Raw genomic sequence first — 17,929 nt, forward strand, 5'->3', positions numbered from 1 at the left:
CGGCCAGGCGCGCACCTTCCCGAATCCCAGGTCACCCAGTCCCCGGCCCAGCGCAGACCATGCCCACCGGTCCCCGCTGGGTCGACCGCCAGGACGCCCGGCTCCACCCCCTGCACCAGTCCCGCGAATTCACGTTCCCCAGCGCCGCGCGCAGTCCAGCACCCCGGACCGCACCCCCTCCGGACCTGCCAGCACGTGCCACGCCACAAAACCCCCAGCGCGGCCCGTCCAGCGACGGTCCGCCAGTTCAGACCACGGCGGCCGTCAGGAGTCGTGCACTCTGCGCCGCGCTCCGGTTCACCGGAGCCTTCACCAGCCCGGCCGGGCACGCTGAACCGCGATTCCCACTCACACCTGGGCACCGTCCGGCTCCAGTGCGCGCAGCGCCACCCACCACAGGAAGCCAGTCTCCGCCTCAGGCCGACCGGGCCAGGAATTGAGGCCCATGCCGCCCGACGCCCTGAGCGCGGGGGGCCATCAAGAACCCTTCCAGGCACCGCTGCGCCCCAGGCGGGCACGGCCGGCCGGCTCACCGCACTGAACGCCGGGCCACTCGCCAGGAGCCACGTTATCAGCCGCGCGTCCCGGCGCCGCCACTCTGTCCACCCGGCCGGGAATTGCACCACCCTCGCCGTCCCGGCACGGAACCCCCGGTGATCCGCGCCTCCCCCCACAAAGTGCACGTCGTCTGTCCGACCAGCGGGAAGCAGCACCGTGCTCTCCCTGCCGGTCAGGGCCGGCGGTTTCACGCGGGCAGTCGCCAGGGGAGCGAATCACCTCACCCGGAGGCCACGGGCGGCCCGCCCTAGCGGATGAACTGCTTGACCACAACCACAAGGGCCAGGCCTGCCAGCGCCAGCCCTGCGGCGACACTCAGGCGGCGGTCCGCCCGCCAGCCGGCCACCGCCACCCACAGGGCCGCCAGGACCGGCACGGCCCCCACCCAGGAGACCCCCACCCACGACAGGTCCGGCCACAGCACCCCGACGGCCAGCAGGGCCACCGCCACCCAGAAGCCCAGGGGGTACAGCCACGCGGGCAGACCTGCCAGTTCCGTGTCCGGGCGGCCCTGTTCCGGCGCGCGCTGCGGGCCGCTCACGCGTGCCCCCAGTACTTCCACAGCAACTGCACGGCCGTGAAGATCAGCAGCAGACTGAAAAACAGTTTCAGCTGCGCCGCCGGAATTCGGCTCTGCAGGGTCGCCCCGGCCCGCGCGCCCAGCAGCACGCCCAGCGCGATGCCCGCCGCGAGCCGGACATCCAGCAGCCCGCCCGCCTGGTACACCAGCGCGTTCCCTACGGCAGTCAGGCCCATGATGAACGTGCTGGTCGCAATGGCCTGCCGGATCGGCACGCCTGCCAGCAGGTTCAGGACGGGCACCTGCACAGTTCCGCCGCCGATGCCGAGCAGGCCGCTCATCACGCCGGCGAAGGTCATGGCGGGCGGCACCAGCCGGCTCGGCTCGCGTTCCACCTCAACGCGTTTCAGGCCGCGCAGGAGGTTGTAGGCGGAGTACAGCAGCAGCGCCGCGAACACCGTGGCGACCGCCCGCGCTGGCAGCACCAGCCCCAGGAAGGACCCTGCAGCGCCTCCCACAATCGTGTACGGCGACAGCAGGTATCCCGTGCGGGCACGTACCAGACCCTGCTGCAGGTAACTGGCCGCGCCGGACAGGCCCACCGCCAGCACGCCGATCTGGCTGGCGGCCACGGCCTGCTGAATGGTGATGTCCCGCCCCAGGAGCGGCAGCACGAACTCCAGGGCCGGCACGACGACCACGCCGCCTCCCAACCCCAGGATGGCGCCCAGCACCCCGGCCAGGAGGCCCACACCGATCACGGCGAGCGTCACCGCGGTAATCACCTGTGCATCACACCCTGGAGGCTAACACGGGCCGCGCGGCGCGCCCTGTTCCGGCGTGAGTGGCGCCCAGGCGGAGCGGTCCGGGCAGCTCAGGTTCCGGGCGTGGCCGGGCGCGGGAGGCTGAACGCGAAGGTGGCGCCCCCACCCACCTGACCCTGCGCCCATACGCGCCCACCGTGGCGTTCCACGATGCGGCGCACGTTCGCGAGGCCCACGCCGCTGCCCTCGAAGTCCTCGGCGCGGTGCAGCCGCTGAAACACCCCGAACAGTTTCTCCGCGTACCGGGGGTCAAAGCCTGCGCCGTTGTCCCGCACCTGAATCACCCATCCGTCCGGGTGTTCCTCGGCCCAGACCTCAATTCGTGCCTGCGGTGTCCTGCGGGTGTACTTCACGGCGTTCGACAGGAGGTTCATCAGCACCTGCTGTAACAGCGCGGCGTCCGCCTGCACGTCCGGCAGCGGGCCGGTCACCCACGTGAGGTGGCGGCCAGCGGTTTCGGCCGCCAGCGCGGTGCGCACCGACCCGACGAGTGCCTGCAGGTTCACGGGGACCGTGCGGACCTCCGCGCGGCCAGTGCGGGAGAAGTCCAGCAGCGCGTCGATCAGGGTGTGCATGCGGCCTGCGGCACCCTCAACAACCTCCAGGTACCGCGCGGCCTTCGCGTTGCCGCTCAGTTCGTCGCCCAGGGCGCGGCGCAGCAGTTCCAGGAACCCCACCATGTGCCGCACGGGCGCCCGCAGGTCATGCGACACGGACAGACTGAAGGCGTCCAGCTCAGCGTTTGCGGCGTGAAGGGCGCGCGAGTGCTCCTCCAGCGCGTGATTCTGCTGCTGAAGAAGATCGGCACTCTGCTGCAGGGCGCTGAGGGTATTCGTGCGGTCCAGCGCGAGCCCCAGGGTGCCCGCGGCGCGTGCCAGCAGATCCCGCGTGCCAGCCGGCCAGGCGCCCGGCGCGGCTGTTCCCCAGGCCACGAGGAATCCCACCAGCCGGCCGCTGGGCAGGTGAATGGGTTCAACCCCGCACGCCAGGTTGGGGAACAGGGACGCGGCGCCCGGCGCGGCGCGGTAATCGTCCATGTACGCGGCCTGCCCACTGCGGGCCACCTGCGTCAGGATGGGCGCGGCATTCAGGTGCAGGTCCGGGGCATTCATGAAGGCCTGAATGACGCCGGGCGCCTCTCCCCACCAGTGCGGGTACGAGAGGATCTCACCATACAGCTGCACCACAAGCATGCAGTGCGCGCCGATGGCCGGCCCGAGGCGCGCGAGAGCCAGGTCCGCCACGGCTTCAGGCGTCGCGGCGCGCTGCAGGGCGGTCCCCATGGCGGCGAGCACCTCGGCGCGTGCGTGGGCTTCCTCGGCCTGTTTCCGGGCGGTGAGGTCGCGGTAGTGCACGGCGACGCCGTCCTGAAATGGAAAGGCGCGCAGTTCAATCCAGGTGTTCACCGGCGGGTAGAGCACCTCGGTGCTTTCAGGGGTGCGCGTGTGCATGACCCGCTGGCCCAGCGCGTACAGGGCCGTCTGGGTGACTTCGGGGAACTCGTCCCACAGGCCCCGGCCGATTAAGGCCGCCGCCTCGCCGGGCCGGCCAACAAACGCGGCGGCCAGGGCGTTCACGAACGTGAACCGCCACGCGCTGTCCACGGTGAAGAATGGATCAGGCAGGCCGGCCAGCAGCTGCTCGACCAGAAGGAAGGAGGAATCAGGACGGGAGGGCATGTCAGGCAACCGGGCCTTACCCTAACGGACTGCCGGGTCAGTTGCCAGCAACCCGGCCCCAGCGGGCACGCCCGCGGAGAGCGGCACGGCCCCTCCTGTTCTGAAGGGATCACACGTGGGGCGCCCTTCACGGCGTAGCAGTTCCCCAGGGGCCACCTTCCCGGCCGTATCCGGCCAGCACGGGAAGGGGAACCGTCCCCGCGTCCCTCGCCAGCGCACTGGAAGAGGCGCGTGCCGGGTGCCGGCTTCACTGGCCCTGCGGCGTCCCCTGCGCATCACTGACAAATCCAGCGGACACGGACTTCAGCAGGTTCACCGCCCACGACCCGACGGAAGCAACAAAAAGGAAACCGCGCCTTTCAGCGCGGTTATTCCTGGTGGAGGCTTGGGGATTCGAACCCCAGACCCTCCGCTTGCAAAGCGGATGCTCTCCCGCTGAGCTAAGCCCCCTCAGCGCTGGGCACTGTAGCAGAGGGGCGCGGGCGGCGCAAGTGTGCGTCATCCGGCGGATGGTGGGGCAGCGTCCCGGCGCTAGCATGCGGGCATGTTCAGGCGCTCCGTTCCGCTGCCGCCATTCCCGCCGGGCGGCGTCCTGGTCGGCGGCGCGGCGCGCGACTGGTTGCGTGGGGTGAACGCAAAGGATTTTGACTGGGCCGTGCCGGACCCGCCGGGCGCGGCGCGTGAACTGGCGGCGGCGCTGGGCGGCTCAGCTTTCGCGCTGGATGAGGCGCGCGGATACTGGCGCGTGTCGGCGCCGGACGGCGTGCAGCATGACCTTGTGCCGCGCCCGGCGGACCTGGAGGCGGACCTGCGCCGCCGGGACTTCACGGTGAATGCCCTGGGGGTGCTGCCCGGTGAGCGGCTGCTGGACCCCACGGGCGGACAGGCGGACCTGCGGGCGCGGCGCCTGAGGATGGTGTCCCGGGAGAATCTCCGGGCGGATCCGCTGCGGGCGTGGCGTGCGGCCCGGTTTGAGGTGACGCTGGGGTTTGCGCTGGACGGCCCGACAGAGGAGGCGGTGCGGGAGGTGGCGGCAGATCTCGCGGCGGGTCACCTGCCCGCACCGGCCGGGGAGCGGGTGCGGGACGAGGTGCATGCCCTGCTGCGCTCCCCGGAGGCCGCGCGGGGCGTGCTGCGTCTGGAAGCGCTGGGGTTGCTGGCGCTGACGGTCCCGGAGTTGCGGGAGGGGCTGGGGGTGGCGCAGCGGGGCTTTCATCACCTGGACGTGTTTCACCACGGGGTGGAGGCGCTGGATCAACTGATCGCGCGTTTCCCGGACGCGCCGCTGGCGGTGCGGTGGGCGGCGCTGCTTCACGACGTGGGGAAGCCGCGGACGCTGCAGTGTGACCCGGTCACGGGCCGGGCGTCCTTTCATGGTCATGACAAGGTGGGGGCCGCGCTAACCGGGCAGGTTCTGGCGCGCCTGAAGCTGCCCGGTGAGGACGTGCGTTTCGCGGCGGCGCTCGTGGGGGCGCACATGGTGCCCCTGCCGGCCGGCGAGCGGGAGGCGCGGCGGTTCGTGCACCGCCGCCGGGGGCTGCTGCCTGAACTGCTGGCGGTGATGCTCGCGGACCGGGAAGCGGCGCGAGGACCGGCGAGCAGCGACGCGACGCGACTCGCTTACCGGCGTGCGATGGACCGGGTGCTGGCGGCCCTGGAGAAGCAGCCGTCAGCTCCAGCGCCGCTGCTGCGCGGGGAGGAGATCATGACGCTGCTGGGCCTGACGCCCGGCCCGCGCGTGGGGGAAGCGGCGCGCGCCCTGGCCGAAGCCGCAGCGGTGGGTGAGGTGCGCTCGGCGCAGGAAGCGCGGGTGTTCCTGCAGGCGTGGGCCGCGCGGCCCTGAAGACCGCCTGGCGGACGCGGCTGTCAGAGCTGTGGGAGGTTCAGGCCGGTATCCTGGCCCGGTTATGAACGCGCTCCATCCGGACCACACCCGCGACGCCCGCCCCATCACCCCGCAGTGGGTCACAGACGCGGTGTTCTACCAGATCTTCCCGGATCGTTTTGCTCGTTCTGGCCGCGTTCGGGGCCTGAATCTCCAGTCGTGGGGAGACGCCCCTCACTTCAACCGGTATATGGGCGGGGACCTGTGGGGCGTGGCCGCGAAACTGGATTACATCCAGAGTCTGGGCGTGACGGCCATCTACTTCTGCCCGGTGTTCCAGTCGGCCAGCAACCACCGGTACCACACGCACGACTACTATCAGGTGGATCCGATGCTGGGCGGGAACGAGGCGCTGCGGCACCTGATCGACGAGGCGCACGCGCGCGGCATGCGGGTGGTGCTCGACGGCGTGTTCAACCACGCGAGCCGGGGGTTCTTTCAGTTCAACGACCTGCTGGAGCAGGGCGAAGCCAGCGCCTACCGGGACTGGTTTCACGTGGACCGCTGGCCGCTGCATCCGTACGATGACGTGGCGCCTGCGAACTACGCGGCCTGGTGGGGCAACCGGGCACTGCCGAAGTTCAACACGGACAACGAGGCGGTCCGGGCGTTCCTGTGGGACGTCGCGGAGCACTGGGTGCGGTTCGGCATTGACGGCTGGCGGCTGGACGTTCCGAACGAAATTGATGACGATTCGTTCTGGCAGGAGTTCCGGCGGCGCGTGAAGGCCATCAACCCGGACGCGTACATCGTCGGGGAGATCTGGGGCGACGCGCACCGCTGGTTGCAGGGTGACCAGTTCGACGCGGTCATGAATTACCATTTCACGCGGCCGTGCCTGGCGTTCTTCGGCGCGCAGACGCTCGACCACCCCATGAATGAGCGCAGCGGCACGGGCCGCGTGGACCCCATGGACGCCGGGGCCTTCGCGGCGCGCATGGCGGAAGTCACGCAGATGTACCACCCGGACGTGGTGCGGGTGCAGCTGAACCTGCTCGACTCGCACGACACGGCGCGCTTCCTGACGGCCGTGAGCGGGGACGCCAGCGCGTACCACCTGGCCACAACGTTCCAGATGACGTACGTGGGCACGCCGTGCATCTACTACGGCGATGAGGTGGGGCTGCCGGGCGGACCTGACCCTGACTGCCGCCGGGCCTTCCCGTGGGAGGAAGCGGCGTGGAACAAGGACACGCTGAGCCTCACGCGGCTGCTGACGGCCGCGCGGCACGCCACGCCGGCCCTGCAACGCGGGGATTTCCACGTGACGTACGCGCAGGGTGAGCAACTGGTGTACGCGCGGCGTCACGAGAGCGGAAACGCGTACGTTGGCCTGAACTGCAGCCTGACCGACGCGCACCTGCCCTTTAACGGCGTGACGCCCGGCGCGTACCGGGACGTGATTTCGGGCCGGACGGTGCACCTGACTGGGGACACGCCCCTGCGCGTCCCGGCGCGCGGCTCGATCGTGCTGATCCCCCTGCGGTAAGCCGCGTTCTGGGCCTGCGGGCTACAGGAGGATGACGTCCACGTCGTCCCCAGCCTGCACGGCCTGCCCCTGCGGCACGACCACCAGGGCGTCGGCGTCACTGAGAGACCGCAGGACGCCGCTGCCCTGCTGCCCGTAATCCCGGACGGATCCGCCCTCGATCACGCCGCGCCAGAAGGCGGCCCGGTCGCCCAGCGCCCGGAACGGCGTGGCGGCGCGCAGGCGCAGTGTCTGTGGCGGCTGTCCGGTCAGGGCAGGCCGGACGATCACCTGGAACACCACCAGGCTGCTGACCGGGTTGCCCGGCAGGCCGAACACCGGCAGGCCGTTCCAGCCGCCCAGGATGGCGGGCCCGCCGGGCCGCATGCGGACCTTCCAGAAGCTCACGCGGCCCTGTTCGATCAGCAGGTCCCGCATGAAGTCATACTTGCCCATGCTGACGCCGCCGCTGGTCAGCAGCACGTCCGCCCCGCCGGCCCGGTCAATGGCGGCCTGCAGGGCCTGCGGACTGTCGGGCGCGTGTCCGAGCGGCACGACGTCGCAGTCGCACTCGCGCAGCATGGCGTGCAGGCCGACACTGTTGCTGTCGTACACCTGTCCGGCCAGCAGCGGCTGTCCGGGCGGCACGACCTCATCACCCGTCGAGAGCAGCGCCACGCGCAGGCGCCGCCGGACCGGCACCTGCGCGTGCCCCAGCGCAGCGGCCAGCGCCAGCCGGGGGGCCGTGAGGCGCTGCCCGGCCCGCATCACCACCTCTCCCGTCCGGAAATCACCGCCTTCGGGGCGCACGTCCGCGGGACTGGCGGGCCGGCGCAGCAGCACGTGCTCCCCGCCGTCTTCGGGGCGCTCCTCGTCCAGCTGTTCTACCGGGCAGATGGCGTCTGCGCCGGGCGGCAGGGGCGCCCCGGTGTAGATGCGCACGCACTCGCCAGCCTCCACGCGGCCGGTGAACGGCACGCCCGCCCGGCTCTCCCCCACCACCCGCAGCCGCACGGGCGTGGTCGCCGTGGCCGTCAGGGTGTCGGCCTCCCGCGCGGCAATGCCGTCCAGGGCGCTTTCGGTGGCGCTGGGGTGACTGACCAGGGCCAGCAGGTCGCTGGCCAGCGTGCGTCCGGCCGCGTCGGCAACAGGCACGGTTTCGGCGGTGCGTTCGGGCAGCAGTGCGCCCAGATGGGCGCGGGCCTCGTCCACGCTCACGTGCATGGGAAAGGCTGGTGGGGCTGGCGGGGTCATGAAGGCAGAATAGGGGCCAGCTGCGCTGAACGTCGCCCGGGGCAGTCTAGGCTGAGGGTCATGAAGCGGACGGTACGGCGGGCCCTGCTGGCGCTGGCGTGGCTGCTGGGTCTGTTCACCCTGAGTCTTTCGGGCCTGTGGTGGGCCGGCTGGTGGCGCCCGGGCGCCGCTCCGCCGCACAGGCCCGGGCCGGTCACGCTGAACGGAATGCCGGCCGGAGCCTCCGCAACAGCACCCGGGGCAGACGGGCCGCGGACCTCACTGCCGGCCGGACCTGATCGCATCGCTCCTGAGGTCGCCGGTGCCGGACCGCAGACGCCGGTGCCCGGGGCAGGCCCGGCGCCTTCACCGGCCCAACAGCTGTCGGCTGAACCGGCGGCCCCTGTGGCCTCTCCAGGGGCTCCGTCCACCCAGGGTGTCCCTCTCGTCAGTGCGCCGGCCGAGGTGCCCCCGCCTGAGACGGACCAGGAGCGGGCGGTGCTGGTGGCCCTGAACCGCGTGCGGGCGCGGGCTGGCCTGCCGGGCGTCCAGGAACGGGCGGCCTGGGCGGCCGGGTGCGCGCTGCACGCCCGGTACCTCGTGCGGGAGGACCGTGCCGAGCACCGTGAGGCGCCCGGCAGCGCCTTTCGCACGCCGGACGGAGAAGCGTGTGCGCCCGGTCACTTCTTCGTGACGTCCCGCGCCGACAGCGGCGCCCTGCGGGCCCTGACGTACTGGGTGGGGGGAGCGTTTCACCTGCCGCAGCTGCTGGACCCCCGGCTGACCTGGGTGGCGTTCGGAGAGGCGCAGGACGCGGCGGGTGGCGTGCGTTCGGCCGCCGTGCTGGACGTCCGGCGGGGCCTGAGCGGCACGGCGCGCTACCCGGTGCGGTACCCGGCGCCGGGGAAGGCCGTTCCGGCCCTTCCTGCGGCCACGGCGGAGTGGCCGGACGCCCTGGCGGGGTGCCCGGCGGTCAGCGGGTTGCGGGGCGCGCCGGTGGCGGCGCTGCTGGGGCCGGACGCGGCGCCCGCCGTGACGGGCGTGACCCTGCGCGTGAACGGCCAGGCGTGGCCGGCGTGCCTGCTGACCGCGCAGTCGTTCCGGGGTGTGACGGAAACGGAAACCCAGGTGGGCCGGGGCGTGCTGGCTGCGCAGGGCGCGGCGTTGGCGCTGCCGGACCGGCCACTGCCGCCGGGCGCGGCTGTGCAGGTGATGTTCCGGACGACGGGTGCGCCGCTGACGTGGTCGTTCAGGGTCCAGGGACCGCAGTGACCGGGTGGCGCGTGACGATTCCCGGCGGGTCAGGGGGTACACTCCGGGAGGCGCGACGCCCACCCGACCGCCTCGACTCGGTGGTCCGGGGAACGGAGATCCCATGAACATCACCCAGGACAAGGTTGTTGAACTCGATTACAAACTCACGGTCAACGGTGAGGTGATCGATCAGAGCGAAAGCGGGGAGCCGCTGGTGTACCTGCACGGGCACAGCAACATCATTCCGGGCCTGGAACGTGCGCTGGAAGGCAAGACCAGCGGCGATGCGCTGCAGGTCACGGTGCAGCCCGAAGACGGGTACGGGGAGCGCGACGAGGACAACGTCGAGGACCTGTCCCGTGATGACTTCGAGGATGACGTGGAGGTTGGCGCGACCTACTACGCCCAGGCGGAGGACGGCAGCGTCATTCCGTTCACGGTCATGAGTGTGGACGGGGAGAGCGTCAAGGTGGACTTCAACCCGCCCCTGGCCGGCATGGTGCTGGATTTCGACGTGAAGGTCCTGAGTGTGCGTGACGCCACGGCCGAGGAACTCGACCACGGGCACGCGCATTCCGGCGAGCACGACCACGAGTGACCCCCAGGCCCATCCGGGCCTGGCACGTCTCCTTGCCTGATCTTTTCCATGGCCGCGCCGCACCCCGTTCCGGGCGTGCGGCGCGGCCTCGTTCACTCCTGGTCGTCGTACACGTGCAGCAGGGTGGCGTCGGGGTCGCCGCCGGGGTGGTGGTGCCGGGCCACGAGGCGCGCGACGCGGGGACGGGCGCCGGCGTGCGCGAGGAGCCGGGCGCCGAGCTCCGGGTGGTGGGCACGGATGCCGATGGCCCCGACGGGCGGCAGCACGCGGGTCAGGCGGTTGGGAATCAGGCCGACCAGCACGCGTTCCCACAGCCAGTAGGGGCGCAGGCTCTTGCCGCAGTCGTGCAGCAGGGCCGCGGCGACAAGTTCCGGGCTGGCTTCCGGGTGTTCGCGCAGCAGGTGGCGGGTAACGCGGCAGGCGTGCTCGCGGTCGCGGGGGTCCATGGCTTCGTAGACGTGCGCTTCGCCGGGCGTGAGGTGCGTCAGGGCCCACACGTCATCCGGGTGGGCGTCCTCAGGGTGCAGGCTGCGCAGGAGCCGGCGGGCTTTGGCCGCGTACCCGTTCACCTTTCGGCGAATGCGTGCACTGAGGGTCCGGCGGGCCATACGCCGAGCATACGGGACCGGGCGGCCTGGGCGGGACTGAAGCGTTCTTAATGCGTGCGCCGCCCCGTCCGGATGGGGGGGCAGCGCGGCGCGGGAGGGCCTCAGTCGGCAGCAGTTTCAGTTTCGAGTTCCAGGGCGGCCAGGGCGCGTTCGGCACTCATGGCGGCGCGGGTGCCGGCGCCGACCGAGGTGCCCAGCTGGCGGTAGATGTAGTCGCTGACGTCACCAGCGGCGAACAGCATGGGCACGCTCGTGTAGATCTCGTCGGTGACGTCCACGTAGCCGTCAGGGCGGAGTTTGACGGTGTCCTTCACGAATTCAGTGTTGGGAACGTGCCCGATGAAGATGAACACGCCGTCGGTGTCCATGTCGCGTTCCTCGCCGGTCTTGAGGTTGCGCAGGCGCACGCCGCTCACGCTGTCCTCTCCCTTGATCTCCTCGACGGCGGTGTCCCAGATGAATTTCATTTTGGGATTGGCGAACGCGCGGGCCTGGGCAACCTTGTTGGCGCGCAGGCTGTCCCGGCGGTGGATCAGGGTGACTTCATCGGCGAACTTGGTGAGGAACAGGCCTTCTTCGACAGCGGCGTCTCCGCCGCCCACCACGACGACCTTCTTGCCGCGGTAGAAGAAGCCGTCGCAGGTGGCGCAGGTGCTGACGCCCTTGCCCCAGAAGTGCTCCTCGCCGGGGACGTTCAGGCGTTTGGGGTTGGCGCCGGTGGCGAGGATCACGGCTTTGGCGCGGTAGGTGCCGCTGTAGCCGGTGACGGTGAAGGGGTAGGCGTGTTCGCGGTCGTCGTCGGTGCGGGTGATGGACTGCACCTCGTCCATTTCGATGGTCGCGCCGAATTTCTCGGCCTGCTGCTGCATGCGGCCGGCGAGTTCCATGCCGCTGATAGGTTCGGGGAAACCCGGGTAGTTCTCGACTTCTTCGGTCTGGGCGATCTGACCGCCGGGGAGGCCCTTTTCGAGGATCAGGGTGCTCAGGCTGGCGCGGCCGGTGTAGATCGCGGCGGTGAGGCCGGCGGGGCCCCCGCCGATGATCACCACGTCGTAGGTGTGGGTGTTGCCCGTCATGAGTGAAGCGTACCACCGGGCACGTTTCAGGATGGTCAGCCACGCACAGTTTACTTTTTAAAGCGGAGGGCATTCCCTGGAGGCTCGATGCGGTCAGGGGACGGCCCACCCCTCACCGGAAGCCCCGCCTGCAAGGGCGACTGCGCAGGTCCTCCCCCATCAGCCGGCGCCGGGCCAGAGGGACCAGCTTCGCGCTCTGAGGAGAGGGTCATCACCCCCCTCGCCTGCGCCGTGACGTGTCCCGAGGTCCGGAAGCCGGCGCGTGCAGGCCGGTGTGGCGCTGGGCAGGGTTCTGCTGGACGAATGTGTTTGCCTATCTATTGATAATATTATATCATTCTCATTCGTGACCCCTCCATCTTCTCTTTCTGTTCCGATCACTGTGCTGTGCGGCTTTCTGGGCGCCGGGAAAACCACCCTCCTCAACAACCTGCTGCGCCAGACCCACGGCCAGCGCATCGCAGTGATTGTCAACGAATTCGGTGCCGTGAACATTGACGCCGATCTGATCGTGAAAACCGACGAGCAGACCATCGAACTCAGCAACGGCTGCATCTGCTGCACCCTGCGCGGCGACCTGCTGCACGCCGTTCACGATCTGCTGAACACACGCGACCTCGACGCCATTCTCATTGAGTCCACCGGCATCGGCGAGCCGCTGCCCATTGCGCAGAGTTTCTGCCTGACCCCAGAAGAACTGGACCTCGAGCCTGCACCCGGTCAGGCGCCCCTTCCCAACCTGCTCGGCCGCGTCCATGTGGACGCCATGATCACCGCGGTGGACACCGCGCAGTTCTTCACGTTCTGGAACAGGCCGGACGTCATTCCCGGCGACGATTTCGAGCGGGGGTTTGGTGAACTGCTGGCCGAGCAGCTGGAATTCGCGGACATCATTGTGCTGAACAAACTGGACCTGGCCTCCACGCAGGACGTGAGGCAACTGCGCGAGCTGGTGCGGATCACGAACCCCCGCGCCCGGGTACTGAACACCACGCGCGGCGTCCTGCCCGCCGCGGACCTGCTGCACACAGGGCTGTTCGATGTCGACCAGGCCAGTCAGCTGGACGCCTGGATGGCCGAACTGGAGCAGGCGCACCTTCCGGAAGCCGGGACGTACAGCCTGGGGACCCACATCTTCCGCAGCGAGCGGCCCTTTGATCCTGAACGCCTCCATGAGGTGCTTACCGGGGGCCTGCCGCGGAATGTGATCCGCTCGAAGGGGTGGGTGAACCTGGGCAACGGCGTGGCCACGCTATGGAATCACACCGGGCGGCAACTGGCCCTGGAAACCGCCGGGGAGTGGCTGCGGCCCGGCGACGCCTTCAGTGAGGTGGTGTTTATCGGCCCGGACCTGGACGGCGCGGCACTCGACGGCCTGCTGCGCGGTGCCTTGCAGGCCTGACTCGCCATTACCGGCGGCCTCCCGCCGCCTGGAACGTGCACCGCTGTACCTTTGCCCGAGTCTCAAATGTGATAAGGAGAAATCAATATGAGTCGTGAGTGTGCCCTGACTGGCAAGAAGAACCTCGTGGTCAACCGCGTGACAAGGCGCGGCAAGGCCCGCGCGCAGGGCGGCGTGGGCCGCAAGGTCACCGGCGTGACCCGGCGCGTGCAGAAAGCCAACCTGCACAGGCGCGCGGTCCGCCAGCACGGCGTGACCCGGACCGTATGGCTCAGCGCCAGCGCCCTGCGCACCCTCACCCGGGGCCCCCACCGGGGCATGGCGTTGCTGTGAAGCGCGCTCCCTTCCTTCTGCCCGCACTGATGCTCGCGGCCTGCGCTGCCCCCGCCGCCCACGCTGCGACAGTGCCGGTGAGCGTCACCACCACTATCCTCGCGGACTTCGTGCGGGAGGTGGGCGGCAACCGCCTGCAGGTGAACGTGATCGTGCCCGCCGGTGGCGACACACACACCTTCCAGCCCGGTACCGGCGTGATCCGTGAACTGGCCCGCAGCCGCGCCCTGTTCACGAACGGCGCCGGTCTGGAACCGTGGCTGCCGAAACTCACGGCCAGCGCCCCCCGGGTGAAGGTCGTCGCTCTGACCAGTGGACTGAACCTGCACGCCGCCGGGCACGAGGATGAGCACGGGCACGCGGACGCACATGAGCACGGGCCGCTCGACCCGCACGCGTGGTGGGACCCGGCCCTCGCCGCAGGGTACGTCAGGAACGTGCAGCAGGCGCTGACGAGCCTGGATCCGGCCGGAAAGGCCACCTACGCCAGGAACGCCGGGGCGTACCTGAAACAGCTGAGCGCCGCTGACGTCTACGCAAAGCAGCAGTTCAGCCGCCTGAGTGCCGCGCGGCGCGTAATCGTCACCAACCACGACAGCCTGCACTACCTGGCAGAACGGTACGGGCTGCGGGTCGTCGGAGCGATCATTCCGGGGATCAGCACGGAGCGCGAGCCCAGCGCGCGGGAACTCGCGTCGCTCTCCCTGCTGATGAAGAAAACAGGCGCGAAGGTGATCTTCACGGAGAACACCGTGAATGCCCGCCTGGCCCAGACGCTTGCCCGCGAAACCGGCGCGCGCATTGCCCCGCCGCTGTATACCGACGCCCTGGGCGCGAAGGGCAGCGGCGGGGACACGTTCCTGAAAGCATTCCGCAGCAACGTGGATACCATGGTCGGGGCACTGAAGAACTAAGCAGCCTGCACCACGCAGGCAGGCCGCTTCCCGCGCGCCCGGCCTGCCCCGCGCCATCTTGATTCTGCGCTCGCAACATCACGCGGATCGGAGGTATGCTGACCGGATGCTGGGCGTCGAGAACCTCACAGTGAAATACGGCGCGCAGACCGCGCTGGACCGGGCCAGCGTGCGCTTCGAGGCCGGGTCGTTCAGCGCCATCATCGGCCCGAACGGCGCCGGCAAGAGCACCCTCCTGAAAACCCTGGTGGGACTGCTGCCCGACCCTGACGGCGCCGTTCACTTCGATCCGGGGCACACCGCGCGCAGCTGCATCAGTTACGTGCCGCAGCAGCAGACCCTGGACTGGGGTTTTCCCGTCACCGTCTGGGACGTTGCCATGATGGGCCGCACCGGACGCCTGGGCTGGCTGCGCTGGCCCAGGCGCAAGGACCGGCAGATCGTGGAGGGCGCCCTGCAGGAAACCGGGGTGTACGACCTGCGGCACCGGCACATCGGAGCGCTGTCCGGCGGGCAACGGCAGCGGGTCCTGCTGGCGCGCATGCTGGCCCGTCAGGGCCACCTGCTGCTGCTGGATGAACCGCTGACCGGCGTGGACGCCGCCACGCAGGAAACCCTGATGGGGCTGCTGCGTGCCCAGGCTGACAAGGGCCGCGCCGTCGTGATGGTCACGCACGACCTGGAGCAGGCGCGGCGCTGGTGTGATCACCTGGTGCTCGTGAACCGCCGCGTGATCGCAGACGGCACGCCCGACGAGGTGTACACCCCGCACAACATCGAGGCGACGTTCAGCACCAGTTTCCTGGGGCACACCCACGCCGAGGCGTGACCCCACCTTCCTCCCCGGCCCCCCACCTGTGTTTTCCTGAGGCGTCCCGTGCATGTCCTGACTGATCCGCTGCAATTCGAGTTCTTCGTGCGGGCCCTGGCGGCCGTGGTGCTGGTCAGCGTCCTGTGCGCGCTGGTGGGCGCGTGGGTGGTGCTGCGCGGCCTGAGTTACATCGGGGACGCCATGAGTCACGCGGTGTTTCCCGGGATCGTGGGCGCGTTCCTGATGAAAGGCAACCTGCTGCTGGGCGCCCTGGTCGCCGCGGTCCTCACGGCCCTGGGCATCGGCGCGGTCGGACGGCGCAGCGGCCTGAAGCAGGACAGCGCCATCGGCATCGTGTTCGTGGGGATGTTCGCGCTGGGTGTCGTGATGCTCTCGCGCGCCCCCACGTTCACCACGGACCTCAGCAACTTCCTGATCGGGAACCCCCTGGGCGTGACGCCCGCCGACCTGTGGGGCGCGCTGGGCGTCACGGTGGTGGTGGGCGGCGTGCTGAGCGCACTTCAGAAGGAACTGCTCCTGGCGTCCTTCGACCCGACCGAGGCGCGCGCCGTGGGTCTGCCGGTGCGGCGCCTGGAAAGCCTGCTGCTGATCCTGATCGGGCTGGTCGTGGTGCTCACCGTACAGCTGGTGGGCACCACCCTGAGTGTCAGTCTGCTGATCACGTCCAGCGCCGCGGCGCGCCTCGTGTCGCGCAGCCTGAAGAAGATGATGCTGGCTGCCGCGCTGCTCGGCACAGCCGGAGGCGTAGCGGGCCTGTACCTCAGCTACTACCTGAACACGGCGCCCGGCGCGACGATCGTGCTGGTGAACACGGCGATCTTTCTGCTTGCCCTGGCCGTGCGTCACCGCGAGTAACGCGCGTCAGGCGGGCTGAGGCCAGAGGTCCTGCGGGGCACCAGAGGACCTTTCCCCGTCCTCGGCCACCTGGCGTATTCCGCGGGGCCCGGCCGGAATGCTACGGTGCCCCTGACCGCCGGAAGAACTGCGCGGGTCTGGCCCTCCGTTCATTCAAAGGATCCGTTTCGCCTTGCGTCTGTAACCCCTGACCACTGAGTTTCAAGCGGCCGCCCGCGGTGCGGGCCGGCTCTTTCCTGTCAGGGGGAACAACTGATGCTGATGTTGAGTGGGGTCGCGCGCGCGTTCGCGGACCGGACAGTCTTTGCAGGGGTGGAACTCACGCTGGGCGCCGGCGACCGGCTGGCGCTGGTGGGCGAGAACGGAAGTGGAAAAAGTACGCTGCTGCGCGTGATGGCGGGTCTGGACGCCCCGGATGCGGGCGTGGTGACCCGTGCGGGGCGCGTGGCCCTGCTGGCGCAGGCGCAGGCCCTGCGGGGCTCGGTGCTGGAGGCGGTCATGCCGCCTGCGCTCACTGCCGCGCAGGTGGCGTTCGACGCGGCGTCCGCCGGGCTGGCCGCCGGGACGGACGCCGCGCTGCTGGCCTTCGCAGAGGCAGAGGAACAGTACCGCCTGATGGGCGGGTATGACTTCGCGGCGCGGGCCGCGGCGGTCCTGTCTGGTCTGGCCCTGAATCCAGCGGCTCGTGCGGACCGGCTGTCGGGTGGGCAGGCGCGGCGGGCGCTGCTGGCGGCACTGCTGCTTGCTCCGGCGCAGGTGTATCTGCTTGACGAACCGACCAACCACCTGGATGCAGAGGGCGCCGCGTGGCTTGAAGGGTGGATCCGGGCGTCCGGCGCGGCATTCGTGCTGGCCAGTCATGACCGGGCGTTCCTGGACGCCGTGGCGACCGGCGTGGCGGAGCTGGAGCGCGGCACCCTGAGCGTGTATCCCGGGAACTACTCGGAGGCGATGGCATTGAAAGCCACGCTGCGGGAAGTGCAGGCGCGGGATTTCGAGGCGTACCGCCGCCGGCGCTCGGCGCTGAATGAGGAGCGGCGGCGCCTGAACAGCAGAGGGGCGGTGGAGGAGAACCGGGCCCGCGCGCGGGACAACGACAAGTTTCTGTCCAGCCACAAGGCCGGGCGGGCGCAGGTGCTGTTCTCGAACCGGGCGCGGGCCATGGGCCGGCAGATTGAGCGGCTTGATGAGCAGGCGCCGGACCGCCCGTTCCGGGACGCGCGGTCGCTGCGCCTGACGTTGCCGCCGGTGCCGCCCGGTCCCCTGGAAGTCCTCACCGTCCGTGGCCTGGGCGTGGCGCGCTCGGGCAGGGCCGTGCTGTCGGACGTGTGCCTGCACGTGCGGCGTGGGGACCGTGCGGCACTGACCGGCCCGAACGGCGCCGGCAAGAGCACCCTGCTGCGCGCCCTCTGCGGCGACCTGCCCCACACCGGGCAGGTGACCTGGGGCGCCGGGCTGAGCGTGACGTTCACCGGGCAGCATGGGGAGGAACTGACCGGGCTGCGCACGGTGGGAGACGCCCTGCTGGACGCCAACGGGCGGCTTTCCCCGCACCAGTTGCACGAGGTGGCCGCGGCGCTGGAGGTTCCGGGGGGACCAGACTTTCCGGTGGCGGACCTGTCGGGCGGCCAGCGGACCCGCCTGAGCCTGGCGCGCCTGAGTGTGACGCGCTCGCAGGTGCTGCTGCTGGATGAACCCACCAATCACCTGGACGTGCGGGCGATTGAGGCGCTGGATGCGTTGCTGCTGGCGTTCCCGGGGACGGTGCTGCTGGCCAGCCACGACCGCGCCCTGGTGGAGCGCGTCGCCACGCGGCGCTGGGCGGTCGGGGAGGGCCGCGTCACGCCAGGCTGAAGGGGAGGCTGCGTGCGCGGGCCTCCCCTTTTCGCT

General features: G+C 70.3%; 16 protein-coding genes and 1 tRNA gene. 10 read left to right on the forward strand and 7 right to left on the reverse strand.

From position 1 onward, the window contains the following. Positions 1-805: 805 nt before the first annotated feature. The 4 genes from LAJ19_RS08950 to LAJ19_RS08965 all read right to left on the reverse strand — a co-directional run bounded on the left by LAJ19_RS08950 (position 806) and on the right by LAJ19_RS08965 (position 4,031). Complete coding sequence (locus LAJ19_RS08950) at positions 806-1,099, reverse strand: hypothetical protein (RefSeq protein ID WP_225475424.1); 294 nt, start codon at positions 1,097-1,099, stop codon at positions 806-808. After that, a complete protein-coding gene (locus LAJ19_RS08955; RefSeq protein ID WP_225475425.1) occupies positions 1,096-1,863 on the reverse strand; it encodes a sulfite exporter TauE/SafE family protein in 768 nt (255 codons plus the stop codon). The genes LAJ19_RS08950 and LAJ19_RS08955 overlap by 4 nt, the downstream gene beginning before the upstream one ends. An 89-nt stretch (positions 1,864-1,952) precedes the next feature. Continuing rightward, positions 1,953-3,581: an ATP-binding protein gene (locus LAJ19_RS08960; protein ID WP_225475426.1), complete on the reverse strand. Its 1,629-nt coding sequence runs from the start codon at positions 3,579-3,581 to the stop codon at positions 1,953-1,955. Positions 3,582-3,956: 375 nt separating this feature from the next. Next, positions 3,957-4,031: transfer RNA gene (locus tag LAJ19_RS08965), tRNA-Ala, on the reverse strand. A gap of 94 nt (positions 4,032-4,125) precedes the next feature. On the opposite strand from LAJ19_RS08965, the gene LAJ19_RS08970 reads away from it, so the two are divergent. Together LAJ19_RS08970 and LAJ19_RS08975 are read left to right on the forward strand one after the other, a co-directional pair. Continuing rightward, the gene (locus LAJ19_RS08970) at positions 4,126-5,424 is read left to right on the forward strand and encodes an HD domain-containing protein (protein ID WP_225475427.1); all 1,299 of its coding nucleotides are present in this window, start codon (positions 4,126-4,128) and stop codon (positions 5,422-5,424) included. Between the two features lie 64 nt (positions 5,425-5,488). Then, positions 5,489-6,955, forward strand: coding sequence for a glycoside hydrolase family 13 protein (locus LAJ19_RS08975; protein ID WP_225475428.1), 1,467 nt, complete (start codon positions 5,489-5,491; stop codon positions 6,953-6,955). Between the two features lie 21 nt (positions 6,956-6,976). Here LAJ19_RS08975 and LAJ19_RS08980 read toward each other — a convergent pair whose 3' ends face one another. After that, on the reverse strand, positions 6,977-8,188 hold the full coding sequence (locus LAJ19_RS08980; RefSeq protein ID WP_225475429.1) for a molybdopterin molybdotransferase MoeA: 1,212 nt from the start codon (positions 8,186-8,188) through the stop codon (positions 6,977-6,979). A gap of 444 nt (positions 8,189-8,632) precedes the next feature. Between LAJ19_RS08980 and LAJ19_RS08985 the strand changes: the two genes are divergently transcribed. Both LAJ19_RS08985 and LAJ19_RS08990 read left to right on the forward strand, forming a co-directional pair. Continuing rightward, on the forward strand, positions 8,633-9,439 hold the full coding sequence (locus LAJ19_RS08985) for a CAP domain-containing protein (RefSeq protein WP_225475430.1): 807 nt from the start codon (positions 8,633-8,635) through the stop codon (positions 9,437-9,439). A gap of 103 nt (positions 9,440-9,542) precedes the next feature. Beyond that, on the forward strand, positions 9,543-10,019 hold the full coding sequence (locus LAJ19_RS08990; RefSeq protein ID WP_225475431.1) for an FKBP-type peptidyl-prolyl cis-trans isomerase: 477 nt from the start codon (positions 9,543-9,545) through the stop codon (positions 10,017-10,019). A gap of 92 nt (positions 10,020-10,111) precedes the next feature. On the opposite strand, the gene LAJ19_RS08995 is transcribed toward LAJ19_RS08990, so the two are convergent. Then, positions 10,112-10,627, reverse strand: a complete 516-nt coding sequence (locus tag LAJ19_RS08995) for an HD domain-containing protein (RefSeq protein WP_225475432.1) — start codon at positions 10,625-10,627, stop codon at positions 10,112-10,114. Between the two features lie 101 nt (positions 10,628-10,728). Further along, on the reverse strand, positions 10,729-11,703 hold the full coding sequence (gene trxB, locus LAJ19_RS09000; protein ID WP_225475433.1) for a thioredoxin-disulfide reductase: 975 nt from the start codon (positions 11,701-11,703) through the stop codon (positions 10,729-10,731). Positions 11,704-12,049: 346 nt separating this feature from the next. Here trxB and LAJ19_RS09005 point away from each other — a divergent pair, with 346 nt between their 5' ends. The 6 genes from LAJ19_RS09005 to LAJ19_RS09030 all read left to right on the forward strand — a co-directional run bounded on the left by LAJ19_RS09005 (position 12,050) and on the right by LAJ19_RS09030 (position 17,893). Continuing rightward, positions 12,050-13,105 carry a CobW family GTP-binding protein gene (locus tag LAJ19_RS09005; RefSeq protein WP_225475434.1) on the forward strand — a complete coding sequence of 352 codons (1,056 nt, stop codon included), beginning with the start codon at positions 12,050-12,052 and terminating at the stop codon, positions 13,103-13,105. 87 nt (positions 13,106-13,192) lie between these two features. Continuing rightward, entirely contained in the window at positions 13,193-13,438 is a 246-nt protein-coding gene (gene rpmB, locus LAJ19_RS09010) for a 50S ribosomal protein L28 (RefSeq protein WP_225475435.1), read from the forward strand. A 29-nt stretch (positions 13,439-13,467) separates the two neighbouring features. Continuing rightward, positions 13,468-14,352: a manganese ABC transporter substrate-binding protein MntC gene (mntC, locus tag LAJ19_RS09015; protein ID WP_225523239.1), complete on the forward strand. Its 885-nt coding sequence runs from the start codon at positions 13,468-13,470 to the stop codon at positions 14,350-14,352. Between the two features lie 106 nt (positions 14,353-14,458). Further along, the gene (gene mntA / locus LAJ19_RS09020) at positions 14,459-15,181 is read left to right on the forward strand and encodes a manganese ABC transporter ATP-binding protein MntA (protein ID WP_225475436.1); all 723 of its coding nucleotides are present in this window, start codon (positions 14,459-14,461) and stop codon (positions 15,179-15,181) included. Positions 15,182-15,229: 48 nt separating this feature from the next. Then, entirely contained in the window at positions 15,230-16,039 is an 810-nt protein-coding gene (gene mntB / locus LAJ19_RS09025) for a manganese ABC transporter permease MntB (RefSeq protein ID WP_225475437.1), read from the forward strand. A gap of 255 nt (positions 16,040-16,294) precedes the next feature. Beyond that, a complete protein-coding gene (locus LAJ19_RS09030; protein ID WP_225475438.1) occupies positions 16,295-17,893 on the forward strand; it encodes an ABC-F family ATP-binding cassette domain-containing protein in 1,599 nt (532 codons plus the stop codon). Positions 17,894-17,929: the final 36 nt, after the last annotated feature.

It is taken from the genome of Deinococcus taeanensis (assembly GCF_020229735.1).
GTDB lineage: Bacteria > Deinococcota > Deinococci > Deinococcales > Deinococcaceae > Deinococcus > Deinococcus taeanensis.